This is a genomic window from Streptomyces griseorubiginosus, from assembly GCF_001514195.1.
Taxonomy (GTDB): Bacteria; Actinomycetota; Actinomycetes; order Streptomycetales; family Streptomycetaceae; genus Streptomyces; species Streptomyces griseorubiginosus.
This window is the reverse complement of the sequence record NZ_KQ948734.1, coordinates 716,036-737,366: the sequence shown is the minus strand read 5'-3', so window position 1 is coordinate 737,366 and position 21,331 is coordinate 716,036. Positions and strand designations below refer to the sequence as shown.

At 68.4% G+C, this 21,331-nt stretch carries 16 protein-coding genes; 3 read left to right on the top strand and 13 right to left on the bottom strand.

From position 1 onward, the window contains the following. Positions 1-37 precede the first annotated feature (37 nt). The gene (locus AQJ54_RS03340; RefSeq protein ID WP_020136789.1) at positions 38-232 is read right to left on the bottom strand and encodes a hypothetical protein; all 195 of its coding nucleotides are present in this window, start codon (positions 230-232) and stop codon (positions 38-40) included. A 176-nt stretch (positions 233-408) separates the two neighbouring features. Here AQJ54_RS03340 and AQJ54_RS03335 point away from each other — a divergent pair, with 176 nt between their 5' ends. Continuing rightward, positions 409-2,529 carry a S9 family peptidase gene (locus AQJ54_RS03335; RefSeq protein WP_062233744.1) on the top strand — a complete coding sequence of 707 codons (2,121 nt, stop codon included), beginning with the start codon at positions 409-411 and terminating at the stop codon, positions 2,527-2,529. A gap of 121 nt (positions 2,530-2,650) precedes the next feature. Here AQJ54_RS03335 and AQJ54_RS03330 read toward each other — a convergent pair whose 3' ends face one another. From AQJ54_RS03330 to AQJ54_RS03275, 12 genes are all read right to left on the bottom strand, one after another. Further along, entirely contained in the window at positions 2,651-3,712 is a 1,062-nt protein-coding gene (locus tag AQJ54_RS03330; RefSeq protein WP_062233741.1) for an ABC transporter ATP-binding protein, read from the bottom strand. Next, positions 3,705-4,718 carry an ABC transporter ATP-binding protein gene (locus tag AQJ54_RS03325; protein WP_062233738.1) on the bottom strand — a complete coding sequence of 338 codons (1,014 nt, stop codon included), beginning with the start codon at positions 4,716-4,718 and terminating at the stop codon, positions 3,705-3,707. The genes AQJ54_RS03330 and AQJ54_RS03325 overlap by 8 nt, the downstream gene beginning before the upstream one ends. A gap of 166 nt (positions 4,719-4,884) precedes the next feature. After that, positions 4,885-5,856, bottom strand: coding sequence for an ABC transporter permease (locus tag AQJ54_RS03320; protein ID WP_062233735.1), 972 nt, complete (start codon positions 5,854-5,856; stop codon positions 4,885-4,887). Next, the gene (locus tag AQJ54_RS03315) at positions 5,849-6,772 is read right to left on the bottom strand and encodes an ABC transporter permease (protein ID WP_062023972.1); all 924 of its coding nucleotides are present in this window, start codon (positions 6,770-6,772) and stop codon (positions 5,849-5,851) included. Before AQJ54_RS03315 ends, AQJ54_RS03320 begins: the two co-directional genes overlap by 8 nt. Positions 6,773-6,779: 7 nt before the next feature. After that, positions 6,780-8,420 carry a peptide ABC transporter substrate-binding protein gene (locus tag AQJ54_RS03310; protein WP_062233732.1) on the bottom strand — a complete coding sequence of 547 codons (1,641 nt, stop codon included), beginning with the start codon at positions 8,418-8,420 and terminating at the stop codon, positions 6,780-6,782. 506 nt (positions 8,421-8,926) lie between these two features. Then, positions 8,927-10,063, bottom strand: a complete 1,137-nt coding sequence (locus AQJ54_RS03305; protein ID WP_062023970.1) for an ABC transporter ATP-binding protein — start codon at positions 10,061-10,063, stop codon at positions 8,927-8,929. Between the two features lie 13 nt (positions 10,064-10,076). Next, a complete protein-coding gene (locus AQJ54_RS03300; RefSeq protein WP_062023969.1) occupies positions 10,077-11,138 on the bottom strand; it encodes an ABC transporter ATP-binding protein in 1,062 nt (353 codons plus the stop codon). Positions 11,139-11,153: 15 nt separating this feature from the next. Beyond that, on the bottom strand, positions 11,154-12,131 hold the full coding sequence (locus AQJ54_RS03295; RefSeq protein ID WP_062023968.1) for an ABC transporter permease: 978 nt from the start codon (positions 12,129-12,131) through the stop codon (positions 11,154-11,156). A 98-nt stretch (positions 12,132-12,229) separates the two neighbouring features. After that, complete coding sequence (locus AQJ54_RS03290; RefSeq protein WP_062023966.1) at positions 12,230-14,023, bottom strand: ABC transporter substrate-binding protein; 1,794 nt, start codon at positions 14,021-14,023, stop codon at positions 12,230-12,232. Positions 14,024-14,122: 99 nt separating this feature from the next. Next, positions 14,123-15,142: an ABC transporter permease gene (locus AQJ54_RS03285; RefSeq protein WP_062023965.1), complete on the bottom strand. Its 1,020-nt coding sequence runs from the start codon at positions 15,140-15,142 to the stop codon at positions 14,123-14,125. A 387-nt stretch (positions 15,143-15,529) separates the two neighbouring features. Beyond that, the gene (typA, locus tag AQJ54_RS03280) at positions 15,530-17,437 is read right to left on the bottom strand and encodes a translational GTPase TypA (RefSeq protein ID WP_062233729.1); all 1,908 of its coding nucleotides are present in this window, start codon (positions 17,435-17,437) and stop codon (positions 15,530-15,532) included. 126 nt (positions 17,438-17,563) lie between these two features. After that, on the bottom strand, positions 17,564-19,876 hold the full coding sequence (locus AQJ54_RS03275) for an ABC transporter family substrate-binding protein (protein WP_062233726.1): 2,313 nt from the start codon (positions 19,874-19,876) through the stop codon (positions 17,564-17,566). Positions 19,877-20,174: 298 nt separating this feature from the next. Here AQJ54_RS03275 and AQJ54_RS03270 point away from each other — a divergent pair, with 298 nt between their 5' ends. Both AQJ54_RS03270 and AQJ54_RS03265 read left to right on the top strand, forming a co-directional pair. Continuing rightward, positions 20,175-20,465 carry a hypothetical protein gene (locus tag AQJ54_RS03270; protein ID WP_020136803.1) on the top strand — a complete coding sequence of 97 codons (291 nt, stop codon included), beginning with the start codon at positions 20,175-20,177 and terminating at the stop codon, positions 20,463-20,465. 19 nt (positions 20,466-20,484) lie between these two features. After that, a complete protein-coding gene (locus AQJ54_RS03265; RefSeq protein WP_062233723.1) occupies positions 20,485-21,321 on the top strand; it encodes a hypothetical protein in 837 nt (278 codons plus the stop codon). Positions 21,322-21,331: the final 10 nt, after the last annotated feature.

The following is a 21,331-nucleotide window of genomic DNA, read 5'->3' as shown; positions in this document are numbered from 1 at the left end:
ACCGACAGTCCCGCGCAGCCGGGTCGTCGAGGACGGGTCAGAACTTGATACTGCCGATCATGCCCGCGATGTTCGTCGTCAGCTCGCTGATCGTCGGGGCGATCGAGGAAGCCGCGAGATAGAAGCCGAGCAGGATGCACACGACCGCGTGTCCGCCCTTCAGACCCGACTTCTTGATCAGAAGGAAGACGACGATCGCCAGCAGCACCACCGCCGAAATCGAGAGTGCCACGGCGGCTCACCTCCAAAGATCCCAGGGACGCGGGGGGTCGGACCAGGGGGCAGATAAATCCATACGTCAGCCAGCAGGTTCATACCCACTATGCGGTAGTGATCATAACTATCCGTGGCTGCGCATCGGTCGGCGCACGGCCGCACAAGGGGGCGCATGGCCAATATGGTCGGGTCATGACGACTGAGCCTGACTCCTTTCCCCGTCGGCACGCCCGCACCCAGCGCTTCACTCTCGGCGCGCCGCGCGCGTTCACCGTGGCTCCCGACGGGTCGCGTGTCGCCTTCCTGCGCTCCAACTCCGGCACCGATCGGGCCAATTCACTGTGGGTGCTCGACACGGCGGACGGCGGGGAGCGCGTGGCCGCCGACCCGCGCGCCCTCCTGGGCGGCGCCGAGGAGCGGCTGTCGCCCGAGGAGCGGGCCCGGCGCGAGCGCAGCCGCGAGGGCGGTGCGGGCGTGGTCGGCTACGCCACCGACGCGGCCGTCGAGTTGGCCTCTTTCGCCTTGTCAGGGCGGCTTTTCACGGCGGAGCTGCGGGCCGGCACGGCACGTGAACTGCCCGTGCCCGGACCGGTGATCGACCCCCGTCCGGCGCCCGACGGGCGGCACGTCGCGTACGTCGCGCGGGGCGCCCTGCGGATCGTGGGCGCCGAGGGCGAGGACGACCGGGTGCTCGCCGGGCCCGAGTCGGATCAAGTCACCTACGGCCTGGCGGAGTTCGTCGCGGCCGAGGAGATGGGCCGCACCCGGGGCTTCTGGTGGTCGCCGGAGTCGGACCGACTGCTGGTCGCACGGGTGGACGACACGCCGGTGCGGCGCTGGTGGATCTCCGATCCGGCCCATCCCGAGCGTGATCCACAACACGTCCCGTACCCGGCGGCGGGCACCCCCAACGCGGACGTACGGCTGTTCGTGATCGACCTGGGCGGGGCGCGCACGGAGGTCTCCTGGGACCGTGCGCGGTATCCGTATCTGGCCCATGTGCACTGGTCAGCGGCGGGTGCTCCACTGCTGCTCGTACAGGCGCGCGACCAGCGCAGTCAGCTGTATCTGGCGGTGGACCCGGAGTCCGGCGCGACCCGGATGGTGCACGCGGACGAAGATCCGATTTGGCTGGATCTTTTCCCTGGCGTGCCCTGCTGGAGTCCCTCGGGGCAGCTCGTGCGGATCGCCGACGAGGGGGGCGCGCGGGTCCTCGCGGTCGGCGAACGGCCCCTGACCGGGCCCCAGTTGCACATCCGCGCGGTGCTGGACGTGACCGCGGACGACGTGCTGGTCTCGGCCTCGGCCGGCACGCGTGCCGAGTCACCGGAGACCGGCGAGGTGCACGTCTATCGGGTGAACGAGCTCGGCGTGGAGCGCGTGTCACAGGAGCCCGGCGTGCATTCCGCGGTGCGTGCCGGGGGCGTGACCGTGCTGGTGTCCGCGAGCCTCGACCGGCCGGGCGCCCGGGCGCGGGTGCTGCGCGACGGCAAGGAGACGGCGACTGTCACGTCGTATGCGGAAGATCCCGGTTTGACCCCGCGCGTGACCCTCATCGAGGGGGGCGCACGCAGGATCCCGTGCGCCGTGCTTATGCCGCAGGACTACGCCGGTGACAGCCCCCTTCCGGTTTTGCTCGACCCGTACGGGGGTCCGCACGGTCAGCGGGTGGTCGCCGCCCACAATCCCCACCTCACCTCGCAGTGGTTCGCCGACCAGGGTTTCGCGGTCGTCGTGGCCGACGGCCGGGGCACCCCGGGCCGCTCCCCCGCCTGGGAGAAGGCCGTCCGGGACGACCTGGCGGAGGTGGTCCTCCAGGACCAGGTCGACGCGCTCCAGGCGCTCGCCGAGGACTTCCCGCTCGACCTGGACCGGGTCGCGATCCGCGGCTGGTCCTTCGGCGGCTATCTGGCGGCCCTCGCCGCCCTGCGCCGCCCGGACGTGTTCCACGCGGCGGTGGTCGGCGCCCCGGTCACCGATCTGCGCCTGTACGACACCCACTACCAGGAGCGGTACATCGGACACCCGGACGAGCAGCCCGAGGTCTACCGGCGCAACTCCCTGGTCGACGACGAGGGCCTGGTGGACGCGGTGGAGCCGCACCGCCCGATGATGATCATCCATGGCCTCGCGGACGACAACGTGGTGGTCGCCCACTCCCTGCGGCTGTCCTCGGCCCTGCTCGCCGCCGGCCGCCCGCACGAGGTGCTGCCGCTGTCCGGGGTGACCCACATGACCCCGCAGGAGACGGTCGCCGAGAACCTGCTGCTGCTTCAGCTGGACTTCCTGAAGCGGTCGTTGGGCCTGGTGTAGCACGGCAACGGGCCGGGGCGACATGGCGCGCCCCGGCCCGTTTACGGCACCCGCACGGCCGTACGTTCCTCAGCCTGACGTGTCCGTATATCGAGACCGGGTCGGCGAAGTTGCCTCCGTGTTACTCCGGCTCCTCGGGCGGCACGGCCCCGCCCGGCGTGGAAGGGCTGACGGACAGGGTCTCGGCGAAGTGGCAGGCCGAGTCATGGGCCTCCGGTCCGTTCGTGTGCCGGAACTCCGCCGGGACCGCCAGCGCGGGCACCTCCAGGGCGCAGCGTTCCCGTGCCTTCCAGCAGCGGGTGCGGAAGCGGCAGCCGGAGGGGATGTTCGTCGGGGACGGGACGTCTCCGGCCAGGATGATCCGCTCGCGGTGCTCACGGGCCTCCGGGTCGGGCACCGGCACCGCGGACAGCAGCGCCTGGGTGTACGGGTGCGTGGGGTGGTCGTAGATCTCGGCGTCCTTGCCGATCTCCACGATCCGCCCGAGGTACATCACCCCGACCCGGTCCGAGATGTGCCGGACGATCGACAGGTCGTGGGCGATGAAGAGGTACGACAGCTCGAAGTCGCTCTGGAGCCGGTCGAGGAGGTTGATCACCTGGGCCTGGACGGAGACGTCGAGGGCGGAGACCGGTTCGTCGGCGACGATCACCTCCGGGCGCAGGGCCAACCCGCGCGCGATGCCGATGCGTTGGCGCTGGCCGCCGGAGAACTGGTGCGGATAGCGGTTGATGTACTCGGGGTTGAGGCCGACGACGTCCAGCAGGTCCTGGACCTTCTTGCGGCGGTCGCCCTTGGGGGCCACCTCGGGGTGGATGTCGTACGGCTCCCCGATGATGTCGCCGACCGTCATCCGGGGGTTGAGCGAGGTGTAGGGGTCCTGGAACACCATCTGGATGTTGCGGCGGACCGACTTGAGGGCCTTGCCGGACAGCTTGGTGATGTCCTCGCCCTTGTACTTGATCAACCCTTGCGTCGGCCGCTCCAGATTGACCAGCATCTTGGCGACGGTGGACTTGCCGCAGCCGGACTCTCCGACGATGCCGAGGGTCTCTCCCTTGTGGAGGGTGAAGTCCACCCCGTCGACGGCCTTGACGGCACCGACCTGTCTCTTGAACAGGACGCCCTGGGTCAACGGGTAGTGCTTGACCAGTCCACCCACTTCCAGGATCGGCTCAACCATGGAGGCACTCCGTCCAGAAGTGGCAGGCACTGGTCCGTCCGCCGTCCATGTCATCCCTCTTGTCCATGCCGTCAACACCACCGTCCACTTCGTACAGGGGTGGTACATCCGTCCGGCACACGTCCCGGGCCATCGGGCAGCGGGGGTTGAACGCGCAACCCGGAGGGATGTTCATCAAGTTGGGCGGCAGTCCCTTGATCGCGTACAGCTCCTGGCCCTTCTGGTCGAGACGGGGGATGGAGTCGAGGAGACCGCGCGTGTAGGGGTGGGCGGGGGCCTTGTAGATGTCGTGGACGGGCGCCTGCTCGACGATCCGGCCCGCGTACATGACGGCGATCCGGTCGGCGACGTCCGCGACGACACCGAGGTCGTGGGTGATGAGGATGAGCCCCATGTGGTACTCGCGCTGGAGTTCGGCGAGCAGGTCCATCACCTGGGCCTGGACGGTGACGTCCAGGGCGGTGGTCGGCTCGTCGGCGATGATCAGCGCGGGCTCCAGGGCGAGGGCCATCGCGATCATGATGCGTTGGCGCATGCCGCCGGAGAACTGGTGGGGGTAGTCCTTGACGCGCTCCTTGGCCGCGGGGATCCGCACGTGGTCCATCAGCTCGACGGCCTTCGCGCGGGCGTCCTTCTTCGACATCCCGCGGTGCACGACGAACATCTCGCCGAGCTGGTCGCCGACGGAGAGCACCGGGTTCAGGGAGGAGAGCGCGTCCTGGAAGATCATCGCCATCTCGGCGCCGCGGATCCTGCGCCGCTCGTCCTCCTTGAGCGTGAGCAGGTCCTGGCCCTGGAAGACGATCTCCCCGCCGGTGACCTTTCCTGGCGGTGTGTCGAGGATCCCCATGATCGCCTGCGCGGTCACGGACTTCCCCGACCCGGACTCCCCCAGCACGGCGAGGGTCTCCCCCGCGTCCACCGCGTAGTCGACCCCGTTGACGGCCTTGGCGACCCCGTCCCTGGTCCTGAACTCCACATGCAGATCACGCACTTCGAGCAGCACGACGACTCACCTCGGCTTCGGCGGGGACGGGGGAGGTGCGACACGACCGACGGCAACGCCGTTGACCGCCGGTGGCACGGGGACGGACTGCGGGGGAACGCCGAGCCGCCCTGTGGGTGGAAAAGGATCGGCGCCGTCGGTCCTCCGCGCCCCTCGCCACGCCCTCTCACCTCAGCTTCGGGTCGAGGGCGTCGCGGACCGCGTCGCCGAGCATGATGAAGGCGAGGACGGTGATCGCCAGGGCCCCGGCCGGCCACAGGAGCATGTGCGGGGCGTTGCGGATGTAGGCGGAGGCGGCGGAGATGTCGATGCCCCAGCTGACCGTGGGCGGCTTCAGGCCCACGCCGAGGTAGGACAGCGTGGCCTCCAGCGAGATGTACGTGCCGAGCGCGATGGTCGCCACGACGATCACCGGGGCCACCGCGTTCGGGGTGATGTGCCGCAGCAGGAGCCGGGAGTTGGAGGCGCCCAGCGCCCTGGCCGCCTGGACGTAGTCGTTCTGCTTGGCCGTGATGACCGAGCCGCGCGCGATGCGGGAGATCTGCGGCCAGCCCAGCAGCACCATGAAGCCGATCACCGGCCACACCGTGCTGCTGGTGACCACCGACAGCAGGACCAGGCCGCCGAGGACCACCGGGATCGCGAAGAAGATGTCGGTGAGGCGGGACAGGAGCGAGTCCCAGAACCCCCCGAAGAAGCCCGCGAGGCCGCCGAGGGCCGAGCCGAGCAGGGCCACCCCGAGCGTGGCGCAGACGCCGACCGTCACCGACGTACGGGCGCCGTACACCGTGCGCGTGTAGACGTCGCAGCCCTGGCCGTCGAAGCCGAAGGGATGGCCCGGCTGGGATCCCTCCTGGGCCTTGGCGAGGTCGCACTTGAGGGGGTTGCCGGACGCGATCAGCGACGGCCACAGGGAGATGACGACCAGGAAGAGGATCACCAGGCCGGAGATGATGAAGACGGGGTTGCGGCGCAGGTCGCGCCAGGCGTCGGACCACAGGGAGCGCGGCTTGCCCGCAGGGCCCGAGCCGTCCGGGCGGCCCGCCTCCAGGGTGGTCGCCTCGCTCACCGCCAGGTCCATCGCCCCGCCCATACCGGTCCCGGCGATCGCTCCCTCTGGTTGCTGGGGCTCAGGCATAGCGGATCCTGGGGTCGAGGACGGCGTACAGCAGATCGACGAGCAGGTTGGCCACCAGGAACACCAGGACGAGGACGGTCACGAAGCCGACCACGGTCTGGGTGTTCTGGCGCAGGATGCCCTGGTAGAGCTGGTAGCCGACGCCATGGATGTTGAAGATGCGCTCGGTGACGATCGCGCCGCCCATCAGGGCGCCGATGTCGGTGCCGATGAAGGTGACCACCGGGATGAGCGAGTTGCGCAGCAGGTGCCGCACGATGACGCGCTGTCTGGGCAGGCCCTTCGCCACGGCCGTGCGGACGTAGTCGGAGCGGCGGTTCTCGGCGATCGAGGTGCGGGTCAGCCGGGTCACGTACGCCAGCGACACCGAGGCGAGGACCAGACCGGGCACGATCAGCTCGCCGAACGTGGCGTCCGTGGACACCGACGGCTTGATCCAGCCCCACTCGACACCGAGCAGCAGCTGGAGCAGCAGGCCGGTGACGAAGGTGGGGACGGAGATCACGACGAGGGTGAGCAGCAGCACCGAGGTGTCCACCGGCCGTCCGCGGCGCAGGCCGGTGATCACCCCCAGCGTGATGCCGATGACGATCTCGAAGAGGATCGCGACGATGGTGAGCCGGATGGTCACCGGGAACGCCGTCGCCATCAGCTCGGTGACCTTCTGGCCGTTGAAAGCGGTGCCGAAGTCGCCGGTGAAGACGTGCCCCATGTAGGTCAGGTACTGCTGCCAGACCGGCTTGTCGAGGCCGAACTCCTTCTTGAGCTGGGCGGACGTCGCCGCGTCGCACTGCTTGTCGCCGCACAGGCCCGCGATGGGGTCGCCCATCACGTTCACCATGAGGAAGATCAGCAGGGTCGACCCGATGAACACCGGGATCATCTGGAGCAGACGCCGGACGACGTACCGTCCCATGGCGGGCTCAGCCGACCTTGATCTCGTTGTAGACGGGCACGCTGAACGGGTTGAGCTTCACGTTGGAGAGCCGCTCGGAGTAGCCCGCGCTGCCGTTCTGGTACCAGAGCGGGATGGCGGCCATGTTGTCCCGTACGACGCCCTCCGCCTGCTGGAACTTCTCGACGGCCTTGGCGGTGTCGGTCTCGGCGTTGGCCTCGTTGACGAGCTTGTCGAAGTCCTTGTTGGTCCACTTGCCGTCGTTGGAGGAGGCGTTGGTGTAGTAGAGCGGCTGGAGGAAGTTCTGGATGAGCGGGTAGTCCATCTGCCAGCCCGCCCGGAAGGGGCCGCTCATCTTCTTCGCGGTGATCTGGCTGCGGAAGTCGGCGAAGGTGCCGACCGGGTTGCCGACGCAGGCCTTGTCGTTGCCGAGCGCGTTGTTGATGGAGTTGCAGACCGCGTCGACCCACTCCTTGTGGGAGCCGGTGTCCGCGTTGTACGTGATCTTGACCTGGCCGCCGGGGAGCCCGCCGCCCTCCTTGATGAGCTTCTTGGCCGCGGCCGGGTCGTAGTCGCAGGCGTCCCCGCACAGGCCTTCCTTGAAGCCGCCCTCCTTGCCGAGGACCGGCGAGGTCCAGTCGGTGGCGGGGGTACGGGTCTTCTGGAAGATGGTCTGGGTGATCTGGTCGCGGTTGATGGCCCGGGAGAGCCCGGTGCGGACCTTCTCCATGCCGGGCTTGTTCCAGTTCTTGTCGTAGAACGGGAAGGCGAGGGTCTGGATGATGCCGGCGGGAGTGTTGATGTAGCGGTCGCCGAGGTCGCTCTTGACGTTCTTGAGCTGGGCCGCGGGGACGTCGTCGACCAGGTCGAGGTTGCCGGCCATCAGGTCGGTGTAGGCGGTGTTGTTGTCGGTGTAGACCTTGAGGGTCACGCCGCCGTTCTGGGCCTTGTCGGGGCCTTTGTAGCCGTCCCACTTCTTCAGGGCCATCTGGGAGCCCTTGGTGTACGACTCGATGGTGTACGGCCCGTTGCCGATCGGCTTCTTCACCCAGCCGGCGTGGTCGGTGAAGAAGGCCTGCGGGAGCGGGGCGTAGGCGGGGTAGCCGAGGGTGTCGGGGAAGGTCGAGAACTTCTGGTTGAGCTTGACGGTGAAGGTGTTGGTGCCGGTGACCTTCAGGCCGGAGAGGGTGTCGGCGGTCTGCTTGCTGCCGTCCTCGGGGTGGGTCTTGTCGTAGCCGTCGATGTAGCCGAAGAAGTAGGCGTTCTTCTGGTTGTTCTTGAGAGAGGCCCCGTAGTTCCAGGCGTCCACGAAGGACTTGGCGGTGACCTTCTCGCCGTTGCTGAAGGTCCAGCCGTCCTTGACGGTGATGGTGAAGTTCTGCGAGTCGGTCGTGTCGATCTTCTCGGCGAGCATGTCCTCGGCCTTGCCCGTCTCCGGGTTGTACTTCTTCAGGCTGCGGAAGATCATGTCGAGGACCTTGCCGCCCTGCACCTCGTTGGTGTTGGCCGGCTCCAGCGGGTTCTGCGGGTCGCCCCAGGAGGAGCTGAGCACCGCGCCGCCGTCGCTGCTGCCGCTGCCGCCGCCGCTGTCCCCGCCCCCACAGGCCGTCGCCGCGAGCGCTACCGCCGCCGCGCATGCGGCCCATTTGGCGTGCGTGCCTCCACGCATGGAGTGCCTCCTCAAGATGATCCGTTACCGGCCAATATCGGATCATGAACGACATTCCGCACGCCTGAGTAGGCCTTTGGGGGGTGGGCGTGAGGAGAGTGGCCGGCGCATCGAGGACGGTGACGGGAGCGAGGAGACGATGGGTCAGGGGGCCGGGGACACCGGGGTGCTGGGGAGCGGGCGCCGTCATGCGGGGGCGCTGCGTGGGGGTGGTGCGTGGCATGGCGGGGCGCCGCGTGAGGGGGCTGATGCGTGGCATGGCGGGGTGCAGCGTGAGAGGGCCGGGGCACGGCACGGCCGGGGGCCGCCAGGCCGACGTGGCTGACGGACCCAGCTGCCGCGAAGGCAGAGGTCGGCACACCCGGACCCCGCCCCCGTCAGCCCAGGCGTCACCCCGTCACCGCGACCACCTCGGCCCCCGGCCGGCACCCCCGTCACAAACACCGACGGCCGGGAGCAGAGACCCATGTCTCCGCCCCCGGCCGTCGCCGGAGTTGCCGGGCGCGTCAGTCCTTCGTCGGCACCGTGTCCGACTCCGCCGCGTCCTCCAGGGCGAGCAGCGCCGGGTCCATCACGACGTCCTCGTCGCGGGCCTCGGTGGTCGGGTCCTCCGGGAAGTGGCAGGCCGTGAGGTGGCCGGCCTTGTTGCCGGAGATCTGGACCAGCGGCGGCTCGTCCGTGGCGCACTTGTCCTGCGCCTTCCAGCACCGCGTGCGGAAGCGGCAGCCGGACGGCGGCAGGATCGGCGAGGGCACGTCACCGGAGAGCCGGATCCGCTCCCGGTTCGGACCCGTGCCGTCGATGTCGACCTCCGGCACCGCGGACAGCAGGGCGTGCGTGTACGGGTGCCGGGGACGGTTGTAGATCGACTCCCGGTCGCCGACCTCGACCACCTTGCCGAGGTACATGACCGCGACCCGCTGCGAGAAGTGCCGTACGACGGCCAGGTCGTGGGCGATGAACAGGAACGCGATGCCCAGCTCGTCCTGGACCTTCTTCAGCAGGTTGACGACCTGCGCCTGGATCGACACGTCCAGCGCGGAGACCGGCTCGTCCGCCACGATCAGCTTCGGCTGGAGGGCCAGCGCGCGGGCCACGCCGATGCGCTGACGCTGACCGCCGGAGAACTCGTGCGGGAAGCGGTTGTAGTGCTCGGGGTTGAGGCCGACCAGCTCCAGGAGCTCGCGGACCTTCTTCTCCTGGCCGCCCTCCGGCTCGATCCCGTTGACCTCCATCGGCGACTTGATGATCGAGCCGACGGTCTGCCGCGGGTTCAGCGAGGAGTACGGGTCCTGGAAGATCATCTGGATCTCGGACCGCACCGGCGCCAGCTGGCGGCGCGAGGCGTGCGTGATGTCCTGACCGGCGTACGTGATCTTGCCGTCCGTGGGCTCCAGGAGCCGTGTGATCAGCCGGCCCGTCGTCGACTTGCCGCAGCCGGACTCGCCGACCAGGCCGACGCTCTCGCCGACGCCGACCGTGAGGTCGACCCCGTCGACGGCCTGCACGGCGCCGACCTTGCGTTTGATCGGGAAGCCGCCGTAGATCGGGAAGTGCTTCGTCAGGCCCTCGACCTTGAGGAGTGGCTCGGTCGAGGTGCCGGCGGAACCCTGCTGGGCGGGGAGGGTGAGGTTGTCGCTCATGTCTCGGATCTCCCTAGCGCAGCCGGGGCTGGATCTTGTCGATGAAGATGGTCTGCTTCTGCTCGGCCGTCAGGTGGCACGCGGAGGCGCGGCCCTCGCCCAGCGGCGGACGGGAGTCGGTGCACAGCGTGCCCGGCACCTCGTCCTTGAAGGCGCACCGCGGGTGGAACGGGCAGCCGGAGGGCGGGTTGAGCAGCGAGGGCGGCGAACCGGGGATCGGCTCCAGCGCCTCGTTGATGTCGCCGTCCAGGCGGGGCATCGAGCTCAGCAGGCCCCAGGTGTAGGGGTGCTTCGGCGCGCCGAGGACCTCGCGGACGGAACCGCGCTCGACGGCCCGGCCGGCGTACATCACCAGCAGGTCGTCGGCCATGTTGGAGATGACGCCGAGGTCGTGCGTGATGAAGATGATCGCGGAGCCGAACTCCTGCTGGAGGTCCTTGAGCAGGTCCAGGATCTGGGCCTGCACGGTGACGTCCAGCGCGGTGGTCGGCTCGTCGGCGATCAGCAGCTCGGGGTCGCACATCAGCGCCATGGCGATCATCGCGCGCTGGCGCATACCGCCGGAGAACTGGTGGGGGTAGTCGTCGAAGCGCGCCTTGGGCTGCGGGATGCCGACCTTCTCCAGCAGCTGGATGGCCCGGTCCTTGGCCTCCTTCTTGGAGGCGCCGCGGTGCTTCATGAACGGCTCGGACAGCTGGCGGCCCACCGTGTAGAACGGCGACAGCGCGGTCAGCGGGTCCTGGAAGATCATCGCCATCTTGTTGCCGCGGAGCTGCTCCAGCTCCCGCTCGGTGGCCGTGACGAGTTCCTTGCCGTCGAGGACGATCTCGCCGTCGACGGTGCTGGTGCGGGGGTTGTGCAGGCCCAGGATCGTCAGGTTGGTGACGGACTTCCCGGAGCCGGACTCGCCGACGATGCCCAGGGTCTTGCCGCGCTCGACGTCGAAGGAGAGGCCGTCGACCGCCTTGACGATGCCGTCCTCGGTGGAGAACTGCACCTTCAGATCACGCACCGAGAGGAAGCTCTCCGGACCGGTCGGGGCCGGCGCGTCCTCGGTCTTGGTCAGTGTGGTCACGGTGGTTCGTTCTTCCTAGGAGAGCCGGACGCGCGGGTCGATGTAGGCGTACGCGATGTCGGTGAGGATGTTGACGATCAGGATGAAGAAGGCACCGAACAGCATGACACCCATGGTGAGCGGCAGGTCCTTGTGGACCGCGCCGTCCACGGCGAGACGGCCGATCCCCTGGAGGGAGAAGGTCAGCTCGGTGACCACGGCGCCGCCGAGCATCGAGCTGATGTCGATGCCGAGGACGGTGACGATCGGGATCATCGAACCGCGCCAGGCGTAGCGGAAGAACACGTACCGGTTCGACATGCCCTTGGCGCGGGCGGTGCGGACGTGCTCCTCGGCGAGCTGCTCGATCATCGAGGAACGCGCCATACGCGTGTACTGCGCGGTGAAGATGGTGGACATCACCAGCACCGGCAGCAGCAGACCGGTGAACCACTTCCACGGGTCGTCCGTGATCGGGTGGTAGGCCGGGTTGTCCATCCAGCCCGTGCTGTAGACGAAGATCAGCAGGACGAGCGGGCCGAGCACGTAGATCTGGAACGAACTGAGCACCATGGAGACACTGGTGGCGACCTTGTCGACCATGGTGCCGCGCCGGTAGGCGGCGATCATGCCGGCGCCGATGCCGACGATGACGAAGACGACCGCGCCGCCGACAGTGAGCGTGAGGGTCGTCGGGAAGCGGTCCATGATCGTGGACCAGACCATGTCGCCCGAGTAGAACGACTGGCCGAGGCAGGGCGCGCTGCAGTGTCCGGTCGGGAAGTCACGGCCCATGACGATGCCGGACATGAAGTCCCAGAACTGCTGGTGGATCGGCAGGTTGAGGCCCAGCGCCTGACGGATGTCCTCGAGTCTCGCGGGCGAGCAGTCCTTGCCACAGGCCAGTGAGGCGTAGTCGGAGGGCGCGGCGACGAACAGGAAGAACGTGGCGGCGCCGATGAGGATCAGGGTGACGAGGGCACCGACTGTGCGCCGGATGATGAACTGAAACATGGCGGGAGGGCTGCTCTCTGCGGAGACGGTGGGAGGTTTCACGGAGGTGCGGGGGTGCGCTCCGCCTGGTGCGCACCCCCGCGATCAGCCGTAGAGAGTTACGACTTCACGAACAGACGGTTGATGTCGATGAGGCTGGACACCGAGCCGTAGCGGGCACCGCCGATGTTCGAACCGGAGAGCTGGAACTGCTTGGTGTACCAGAGCGGCGCGGCCGGGAGGACCTTCTCCAGCAGGTAGTGCTGGGCTTCCTTCCAGGTGGCGGCAGCGGCGGTCGGGTCCTGGGTCAGCGCCTTCTTGATGAGGGCGTCGACCTTCGGGTCCTTGACGTGCGAGTAGTTCGAGGAACCGTCGGCGACCTGGGTGCCGTCGTAGATGGGCGTGATCACCGTGCCCGCGGACGGCCAGTCCTGGCCCCAACCCGTGATGTACAGGTCGTACGGGTTGTTGAGCTTGCCGATCTGCTCGTAGTAGCTCGCGGAGTCGACCTCCTTGGACACCACGTTGAAGCCGACCTTGGTCAGGGCGTCCTCGATGGCGACCTTGCGCTTCTGACCGGCCTCGCTGTTGGAGTAGGCGAAGACGACCTTCTTCTCGGCGGCCGGGACACCCTTGAGGATCTCCTTGGCCTTCGCGATGTTGCCCTGCGGCATCTTCAGACGGCCGTACGGGTCGTACGTCGCCTCGTAGCCCGGCAGGGTCGGGGCGAAGTAGTTCGGCGCCACGTCGCCGCCGTAGGCACCGCCCTCACCGGCGATGAGCGACTTGGAGTTGACCGCGTAGGTGATGGCCTGGCGGACCTTGAGGTCCTTGACGCGGTCCAGGTTGAAGGTCAGCTGCATGACGTAGGGCTGGTAGCCCTTGACCGTGCGCTTGCTGACGGCCGCGTTGCCGATGACGTCCTGGATCTGCGTGGCCTCGACGCCGCCCGTGAGCTGGATGGCGTTCTTGTCCTCGCCCTGGTCGGCGATCAGACGCTTGGTCTGGGTCGACTCGGTGATGCCGAACTGGAAGTCGAAGCCGTTCGCGTACTGGTGACGGACCGAGTCGGTCTTCGGGTCCCAGTTGGTGTTCTTCGCGAGGACGAGTTCCTTGCCGACCTTGTTGGAGACGATCTTGTACGGGCCCGTGGCGACCGGGGCCTTGTCGTACTTCTCCTTGGTGTCGCCCTTGGCCGGGACAACGGCGTAGCCGGCCATGGCCAGGGTCTGCGGCAGGTCCGGGCGCGCGGTGTCGAAGTGGAAGACCACCGTCTTGTCGTCCGGGGTGGCCAGCACGCTGTCCGGCAGGTGCTTGCCGTCGAAGCCGCCGTTCGGCAGGGCCTTGCGGTAGTCCGCGCCGCTCAGCCAGGTCTGCAGGTAGGTCGGGCCGTCGAAGATGAACTTCGCGTACTGGCGCTCGACGGTGTGGCGGATGTCGGCGGACGTGATGGCGTTGCCGTTCTGGTCCTTGACGCCGTCCTTCAGCGTGAAGGTCCAGGTCTTGCCGCCGTCCGAGGCCTTGCCCGAGTCGGTGGCGAGGTCGCCGACGACCGAGACGTTGCCCTTGTCGTCCTCCTTGAACTGCGTCAGACGACGGAAGAGCAGGTTGGCGACCTGGCCCGCGTCGGAGACGTAGATCTGGCCCGGGTCCAGGTGCGAGAGGCCCGCCTCCTGGTAGACGTTGATCGTGCCGCCGGGCTTGGCGCCGGGAACCTCAGCCGCCGGACCCGTCGAGCCCGCGGCGTCGGCGTAGGTGACCGCCTTCGACTGGACGGAGGCCTCCTTCTGGTCCTTCTTCGAGTCGGCGCCGGAGTCGCCGCCATCGTTCTTGGAGCAGGCCGTGAGAGCCAGGGAACCGGCCGCGAGGGCGACGACGATTGCACGCGCTCTGCGCGAGCTGATGGGCTTCATGAGGCGATTACCTACCTGTCGGTTGTTATCCATGAGTACTGCCTGACGCGGCTGGTAGGCCGACGCGGGGGCGGCAGTCACCCCCCACCAATGGACGAGTTACCGCCCGGACTTGGGGTCGAAAGCGTCCCGGACCGAGTCTCCGAGGAGGTTGAAGGCCAGAACGAAGATCACCAGCGCCAGGCCGGGGAAGAAGAGGAACGCCGGGTCCTGCTCGGTGTAGTTGGCAGCGGCGGCGAACAGTCGTCCCCAGTCCGGAGTCGGCTCGACGAACCCGACACCGGCGAACGAGAGGAAGGCGATGGTGAGGATGGTGCTGGGCAGCGAGTACGTGAACTGCACCAGGATCGGCGTCACCACGTTCGGCAGGATCTCCTTGCGGACGATCCGCCACGGGGAGGCACCGGAGACCTTGGCGGCCTCGACGAACTCCCGCTCGCGCAGGGACAGCACGGTCGAACGGACCAGACGCGCCATACCCATCCAGCCCAGCAGCCACAGCACGATCAGCATCGCCAGTGCGCGGAAGTACGTGGGGGTAGCCTCCCGCGGGTCGACGAAGAACGCGGTGACCACGGGCATGAAGGCGATGAAGAACAGCTGCTGCGGGAAGGACAGGAAGAAGTCCGTGACCCGGCCGATCCAGTAGTCCGTGCGGCCGCCGAAGTAGCCGCCGATGAGGCCGATGACGACACCGGTGGCCATCAGCAGGACGGTCACACCGAGGGCCATGAACAGCGACGTCCGCATGCCGTACACGAGCATGGCGAACAGGTCACGGCCGTACTGCGGCTCCACACCGAACCAGTGGGAGCCCGAGACACCGCCGAAGTAGCCGAGCGGCAGACCGAACTGGTCCAGGATCGGCTTGTCCGCGTAGGTCGGGTCCTGTCCGTACAGCGTGTACGGGTCGGTCCCGCTGATCTTGGTCAGCAGCGGCGCGGCCAGCGCGATCACGAAGTACAAAATCACTACCACGGCGCAGACGACCCCGGTACGGTCACGCTTGAAGCGCTGCCACATCAACTGGCCGGGAGAACGACCCTCGAGCTTCTGCTCGGCCTTGACAGGCTCGGCGTTCGACTCGAGCTCGGGGTCCAAGGCGACTGGACTGGTCATGTGTGTACTTCCCCCGGGGGGTTGGAGAGTTGAGCGCAGCACAGATACCGGCAGGTTCTGTGGTTTGGGGGAACTTTCGCCAAAGTGTTCAACGCGCGTCAAGGGCGGAAGGCATAGGGATCTCCCTACCGGCCATATTTTGAGGAAAAATTGCAAAGATTGACACCTGGTCGCGCTTGACACGTGAACCGACAGACCGTCAAAACGGACATACCGCAATGGATTTCTGTTCACATGTCCGAAACACGATGGGCTGATTACCGATTACCGGACGGTATCGCACAGGTCACGGACAGGCCTCTTACCCTCGTTCCGGCACCCGCTTCCACGGCACGCCGAAGGCCCGGTTCCCCGTCACTCGGAGAACCGGGCTCAGCTGCGTTCGGATCAGCCGTGCTTGGCGCGGCTCGCGGCGCGGGCGCGCTCGCGGGCGTCCAGGTTGACCTTGCGGATGCGGACAGCCTCCGGGGTCACCTCGACGCACTCGTCGTCGCGGCAGAACTCCAGGGACTGCTCCAGGGAGAGCTTGCGCGGCGGGACGATCGACTCGGACACGTCGGCCGTGGACGACCGCATGTTGGTGAGCTTCTTCTCCTTGGTGATGTTGACGTCCATGTCGTCGGAGCGGGAGTTCTCGCCGACGATCATGCCCTCGTACACCTCGGTGCCGGGCTCCACGAAGAGCACACCGCGCTCCTGGAGGTTCGTCATCGCGAAGGCGGTGACGGCGCCGGCGCGGTCGGCGACCAGGGAGCCGTTGTTACGGGTCTGGAGCGTGCCGAACCAGGGCTCGAAGCCCTCGTGGATGGAGTGCCCGATGCCGGTGCCGCGGGTCTGCGTCAGGAACTCGGTCCGGAAGCCGATGAGGCCGCGGGACGGCACCACGAACTCCATGCGCACCCAGCCGGAGCCGTGGTTCGACATGTTGTCCATCCGGCCCTTGCGGACGCCCATGAGCTGCGTGACCGCGCCCATGTGCTCCTCGGGCACGTCGATCGTCATGCGCTCGACGGGCTCGTAGACCTTGCCGTCGACGTCCTTGGTGACGACCTGCGGCTTGCCGATGGTCAGCTCGAAGCCCTCGCGGCGCATCTGCTCGACCAGGATGGCGAGCGCGAGCTCACCACGGCCCTGGACCTCCCAGGCGTCCGGACGCTCGGTCTCCAGGACGCGCAGCGAGACGTTGCCGACCAGCTCGCGGTCCAGGCGGTCCTTCACCTGGCGGGCGGTGACCTTGCGGTCCTTGACGGCCGCCTTGTTGTCGGCACCCTTGCCGGTGCCGCCACGGCCGACCAGCGGCGAGGTGTTGGTGCCGATGGTCATGGAGATCGCGGGCTCGTCGACCGTGATCAGCGGCAGCGGGATCGGGTTCTCGGGGTCAGCGAGGGTCTCGCCGATCATGATGTCGGAGATACCGGCGACGGCACAGATGTCACCCGGGCCGGCCACCTCGGCGGGCTTGCGGGTGAGCGCCTCGGTCATCAGCAGCTCGGAGATGCGGACGTTGCTGATGGAGCCGTCCCGCTTGATCCACGCGACCGTCTGGCCCTTGCGCAGCTCGCCCTGCTCGACGCGGAGCAGCGCGATACGGCCGAGGAAGTTGTCGGCGTCCAGGTTGGTGACGTGCGCCTGGAGCGGGGCCTCCTCGTCGTACGTGGGGGCCGGGATGTGCTGGAGGATCGTGGAGAAGAACGGCTCCAGGCTGGTGGAGTCCGCCGGGACCGTGCCGTTCTCCGGCTTGGTCAGCGAGGCGATGCCGTCACGGCCGCAGGCGTAGACGATCGGGAACTCGATCTGCTCCTCGTCCGCGTCCAGGTCGAGGAAGAGGTCGTAGGTCTCGTTGACGACCTCGTCGATACGGGAGTCCGGGCGGTCCGTCTTGTTGATGCACAGGATGACGGGCAGCCGCTGCTGGAGGGCCTTGCGCAGCACGAAGCGGGTCTGCGGGAGCGGGCCCTCGGAGGCGTCGACGAGGAGGACGACACCGTCCACCATCGACAGACCGCGCTCGACCTCGCCGCCGAAGTCGGCGTGACCGGGGGTGTCGATGATGTTGATGGTGATGACGTCCCCCCCGTCCTTGGGGTGGTACTTCACCGCCGTGTTCTTGGCGAGGATCGTGATGCCCTTCTCACGCTCCAGGTCGTTCGAGTCCATCATGCGGTCGTCGACGCCTTCGAGCTGGTGGGCGGCGAAGGCACCGGCCTGCTTCAGCATTCCGTCGACGATGGTCGTCTTGCCGTGGTCGACGTGGGCGACGATGGCTACGTTGCGGATGTCGTGGCGCGTGGCCATGAAGGCGTACTCCTGGAGTGTGAGGAAGGCCGACGCGTACGTCTGTGTTACGCGGACCCTGCCGGGCTGAACACGCCACGGCCTCACCCCATCGTACGGTGCCCGCCGGGTCGGGGCTCGCCGGGCTCAGTTCCCGGACGGTCCGGACGCGGGCTTCGCGCCCTTCCTCAGGAAGCCCATGTCCTCGTAGACCGGCGTCTGGAACCCGAACGCACCCGCGTTCACCAGGTTCTTCCTCGCGGCGGTCAGCTGCGGCCGCTGATAGAGCGGGATGGACCCCGCGGCCGCCCAGATCCGGGAGTCGGCCTTGCGGATCAGGCTCCGGCTCTCCGAGGCGTCCAGGGTGGTGACGGCCTCGTCGAAGAGCTGGTCCACCTGGTCGGTGCCGACCCGGGTGTAGTTCTGCTCCACGTTCAGCGACCCGTCGGCGGCGGGCACCGGCTTGGCGAAGATGGGCCGGGCGTCGGTCGCGGGGAACGCGGAGGCGGGCCACGAGTACAGCGCCAGGTCGTACTGTCCGGACGCGATGTGGTCCTTGAAGTAGCTCTCGTCGGACACCTTGGAGATCTCGGTGCGGATGCCGACCTTCGCGAGCATCGAGGAGATCCGGCCGGCCACGGTCCGCAGGGTCTCGGACCCCGGGCCCGACGGCAGCACGAACCGCAGCGCCAGCGCCTTGCCGTTCTTGGCCAGCACCTTCGTCGCCGCGGCGGCCGGGGCGGGGGTGCCCTTGGGGGCGTAGGCCCCGGCCGGTGCGCCGCCCTGCGCGAGCTTGTTCGCGTACTGCTTGTCGTCGCCCTTGTCGCCCTTGTCGTCCTCGGAATCCGCCGAGTCGTCGTCGGCCGGGTCCTCGTTGTCGGACTTCTCGCGGGACTCCTTCTTCGACTTCTCCGACTTCTCCGACTCCTTGTCGGACTTCTTGCGGGACTTCTCCGACTTCTTCTCGGACTCCTTCTCCGACGTGCCGCCGGACTTCTCGCCCTCGGCCCCGGCGGCCTTCTCCCCCTTGTCCGCCTTCTCCCCCTCCTCCGCCTTCTCCCCGTTCTCCTTCTTCACCGGTCCGCCGTGCACCCAGCCGGCGTCGGCCAGCAGCGCCTCCGCCCCCTCGGTGTCCTGACCGCCGAGCGCGCCGCTGTTGTCGGCGTAGGCGTCCTGGCCGGAGAGCGCGAGGTGGCTGCCGACGGGTTCGGCGGGCAGTCCGAGCGGGGTGAGGACGGCCTTGGCGAGCGCCTTGCGGTCGAGGGCGCGGGCCACGGCCCGGCGGACCCGCTCGTCGGCGAGCGGACCCGAGGCGCCGTTGAGGGCGAGCTGGGTGTAGGCGGGTTCCAGGGACCTGCGGACCTCGAAGCCCTTGAGGGCGGTCTGCTGCCGCTCGTAGGCGAGAGCAGCCTCGCGCTTCTTCTTGCCGGCGCCGGCCTCGTCGTCGGCGGCCTCCTCGCCGTCCTCGTGGGCCACGGCCCAGGAGCGCAGGGCGGCCGCGGCCCCGAGGTTGCTGCCGGAGCCGTGGGCGGACAGACCGCCCGGACCGGCCAGGGGGGTGCTGCCGGTCTTCGCGCCCGCGCGGGCGGCGAGGGTGATGCGGCCGAGGGACTCGGGGTCGATCTCGGCGAGGTCCACGTCGCCGGCGGCCAGTGCCCCGGTCCGCTCGTCGCGCGGGACGGCCGTCAGCACGATCTCGTCCAGCTTGGCGGGGTGCCCCCACCAGCGCTCGCTGCGGGCGAGGGTGACCTCGCCGTCCTTGCGGTCGACCTTCTTGAGCCGGAACGGACCGGCGGTGACCTTGAGCTTCTTGCGGGCGGAGTCGTTGAAGGAGTCCGGGGTGCCCATGACGTCCTTCGGGTACAGCGGCGAGAACAGTGAGCGCCAGTCGGCGTACGGCCGTGCGAAGGTGACCCGGACCTCCAGGTCGTTGGCGCCGCGCTCGATCTTCTCGATGCGCTCGTAGCCGGCGTTGCGGGCGGTCCAGTACGCGGAGTCCTTGCCGGACAGGGCGCGCCACTGGGCGGCGAAGTCGGCGGCGCCGATCTCGCGGCCGTCGCTCCACACCGCCTGCTGGTTCAGCTTGTACAGCACGACCTGCTTGGGCTCGGTCTCCACGACCTTCGCCGACTCCAGGTAGTCGGGGTTGACCTGCGGCCGCCCGTTCGCGTCGAGCCGGTACATCGACGGCAGGACCGCCTGGGCGACGGTGGTGGTGGTCGCGTTCGCGTCCGCCTGGAAGGTGTTCAGGGTCTCCGGCAGGGCGTCCACGGCCCAGTGCAGGGTGCCGCCGTCGGCGACCTGGTCGCGGGCCGCGGGCGCGATGTCCTGTTCCGCGAGCGGCTTGCTCGCCGTGTCCTCGGAACTGCACCCGGCGAGGGCGGGCACCGCGAGGGCTCCCGCGGTGAGGAAGGCGACCGAGCGCATGACCGCGCGCAGTCCGACGCCGTCGTTGGACATCTCTGCTTACCTCCGGGAGCCGCGGGCGTTATGATCACTTTTGGCGGTATATGGAGCTGATCACATCTATGCGGCCACTGAAGAGGAAAGGGTTCGGCAACGGACGGCGACACGGCGACAGGAACCGGGAAGCCCACCCGTGCGGCGCAATCGACGGCGCGCGAGGGGCGCGCACTCAGGCGCACGATCCGCCAATCGGTGCACGTCCCTTCACACCGGCAGGTGTGACGCGCAACACTCGCAGGCGCATGACCGTTCCCGTGCAGGGCAACCCCGCCCACGGAAGTGAGGTCACGTCATGTCCGTGAACGACGAACTGGCATCGGCCCAGCGCGCTCTCGACGAAGTGCTCCGGTATGTCAAGCGGCTGGAGCAGCAGCTGGGCAGCGGCGGTCTGGAGATGCGCCGCGTCCGGATCGACGCCGACCGTCTGCGCGAGAGCCTCGCGCTGCTGAGGGAGACCGACCCGGCGCTCGCCAAGGCGCGCCGCCCGGATCTCGTCTCCATCTCCGACACCCCCTACGACAACGCCCTGTGGACGGACTCGGACGACGAGGGCCTCGGTGCCCGCGACCGCAGGGCCCCCTGAACCCGACCGGAGTCAAGCGTTGGCCACTGGTACGGAACCCCCCGACACCGAACCCCATCCCGTGCGCGGCGGCGTGCGCACCGGCACACGCGCCGCGATCGACGCCCCGCACCTGCGCACCGACCGCTGGTGGCTGGCGCCGGCGGCCACCGCGGCCGGGCTGCTCGCCTTCATCGTCTACTCGACCTGGCGGGCCTTCGCGGACACGGACTACTACGCGGCCCCGTACGTCTCGCCGTTCTACTCCCCCTGTCTCGCCGAGCGCTGCGAGCCCATGCGGCACGGCCCCAACTGGGAGCTGTTCGGCAGCTGGTGGGGCATCTCCCCCGCGATCATCATCCTGATCTTCCCGCTCGGCTTCCGCCTGACCTGCTACTACTACCGCAAGGCCTACTACCGGGGCTTCTGGGCGTCCCCGCCGGCCTGCGCGGTGGCCGAGCCGCACAAGAAGTACACCGGCGAGACCCGCTTCCCGCTGATCCTCCAGAACATCCACCGGTACTTCTTCTACGCCGCGATCGTGGTCGCCGGGATCCTGACCTACGACACCGTGCTCTCGTTCCGCGACGAGAACTACGAGTGGGGGCACATGGGCCTCGGGACCGTGGTCTTCCTGGTCAACATCGTGCTGATCTGGGCGTACACCGTCTCCTGCCACTCCTGCCGGCACATCGTGGGCGGCAAGCTCAGGCACTTCTCCAAGCATCCCGTGCGCTACAGGGCCTGGCAGTTCGTCGGCCGGCTGAACGCCCGCCACATGCAGCTGGCCTGGGCGTCGCTGGTCAGCGTGGCGCTCGCCGACTTCTACGTCTATCTGCTCGCGTCCGGTGCCTTCGACGATCCGCGGTTCTTCTAGAGAGGGAGGT

Coding starts and splice junctions, on each gene's coding strand:
- typA (WP_062233729.1), bottom strand. CDS start 17,437: ATGGCCACGCGCCACGACATCCGCAACGTAGCCATCGTCGCCCACGTC.
- AQJ54_RS03305 (WP_062023970.1), bottom strand. CDS start 10,063: ATGAGCGACAACCTCACCCTCCCCGCCCAGCAGGGTTCCGCCGGCACC.
- AQJ54_RS03335 (WP_062233744.1), top strand. CDS start 409: ATGACGACTGAGCCTGACTCCTTTCCCCGTCGGCACGCCCGCACCCAG.
- AQJ54_RS03320 (WP_062233735.1), bottom strand. CDS start 5,856: ATGCCTGAGCCCCAGCAACCAGAGGGAGCGATCGCCGGGACCGGTATG.
- AQJ54_RS03275 (WP_062233726.1), bottom strand. CDS start 19,876: ATGTCCAACGACGGCGTCGGACTGCGCGCGGTCATGCGCTCGGTCGCC.
- AQJ54_RS03295 (WP_062023968.1), bottom strand. CDS start 12,131: ATGTTTCAGTTCATCATCCGGCGCACAGTCGGTGCCCTCGTCACCCTG.
- AQJ54_RS03330 (WP_062233741.1), bottom strand. CDS start 3,712: ATGGTTGAGCCGATCCTGGAAGTGGGTGGACTGGTCAAGCACTACCCG.
- AQJ54_RS03270 (WP_020136803.1), top strand. CDS start 20,175: ATGTCCGTGAACGACGAACTGGCATCGGCCCAGCGCGCTCTCGACGAA.
- AQJ54_RS03285 (WP_062023965.1), bottom strand. CDS start 15,142: ATGACCAGTCCAGTCGCCTTGGACCCCGAGCTCGAGTCGAACGCCGAG.
- AQJ54_RS03290 (WP_062023966.1), bottom strand. CDS start 14,023: ATGAAGCCCATCAGCTCGCGCAGAGCGCGTGCAATCGTCGTCGCCCTC.
- AQJ54_RS03310 (WP_062233732.1), bottom strand. CDS start 8,420: ATGCGTGGAGGCACGCACGCCAAATGGGCCGCATGCGCGGCGGCGGTA.
- AQJ54_RS03315 (WP_062023972.1), bottom strand. CDS start 6,772: ATGGGACGGTACGTCGTCCGGCGTCTGCTCCAGATGATCCCGGTGTTC.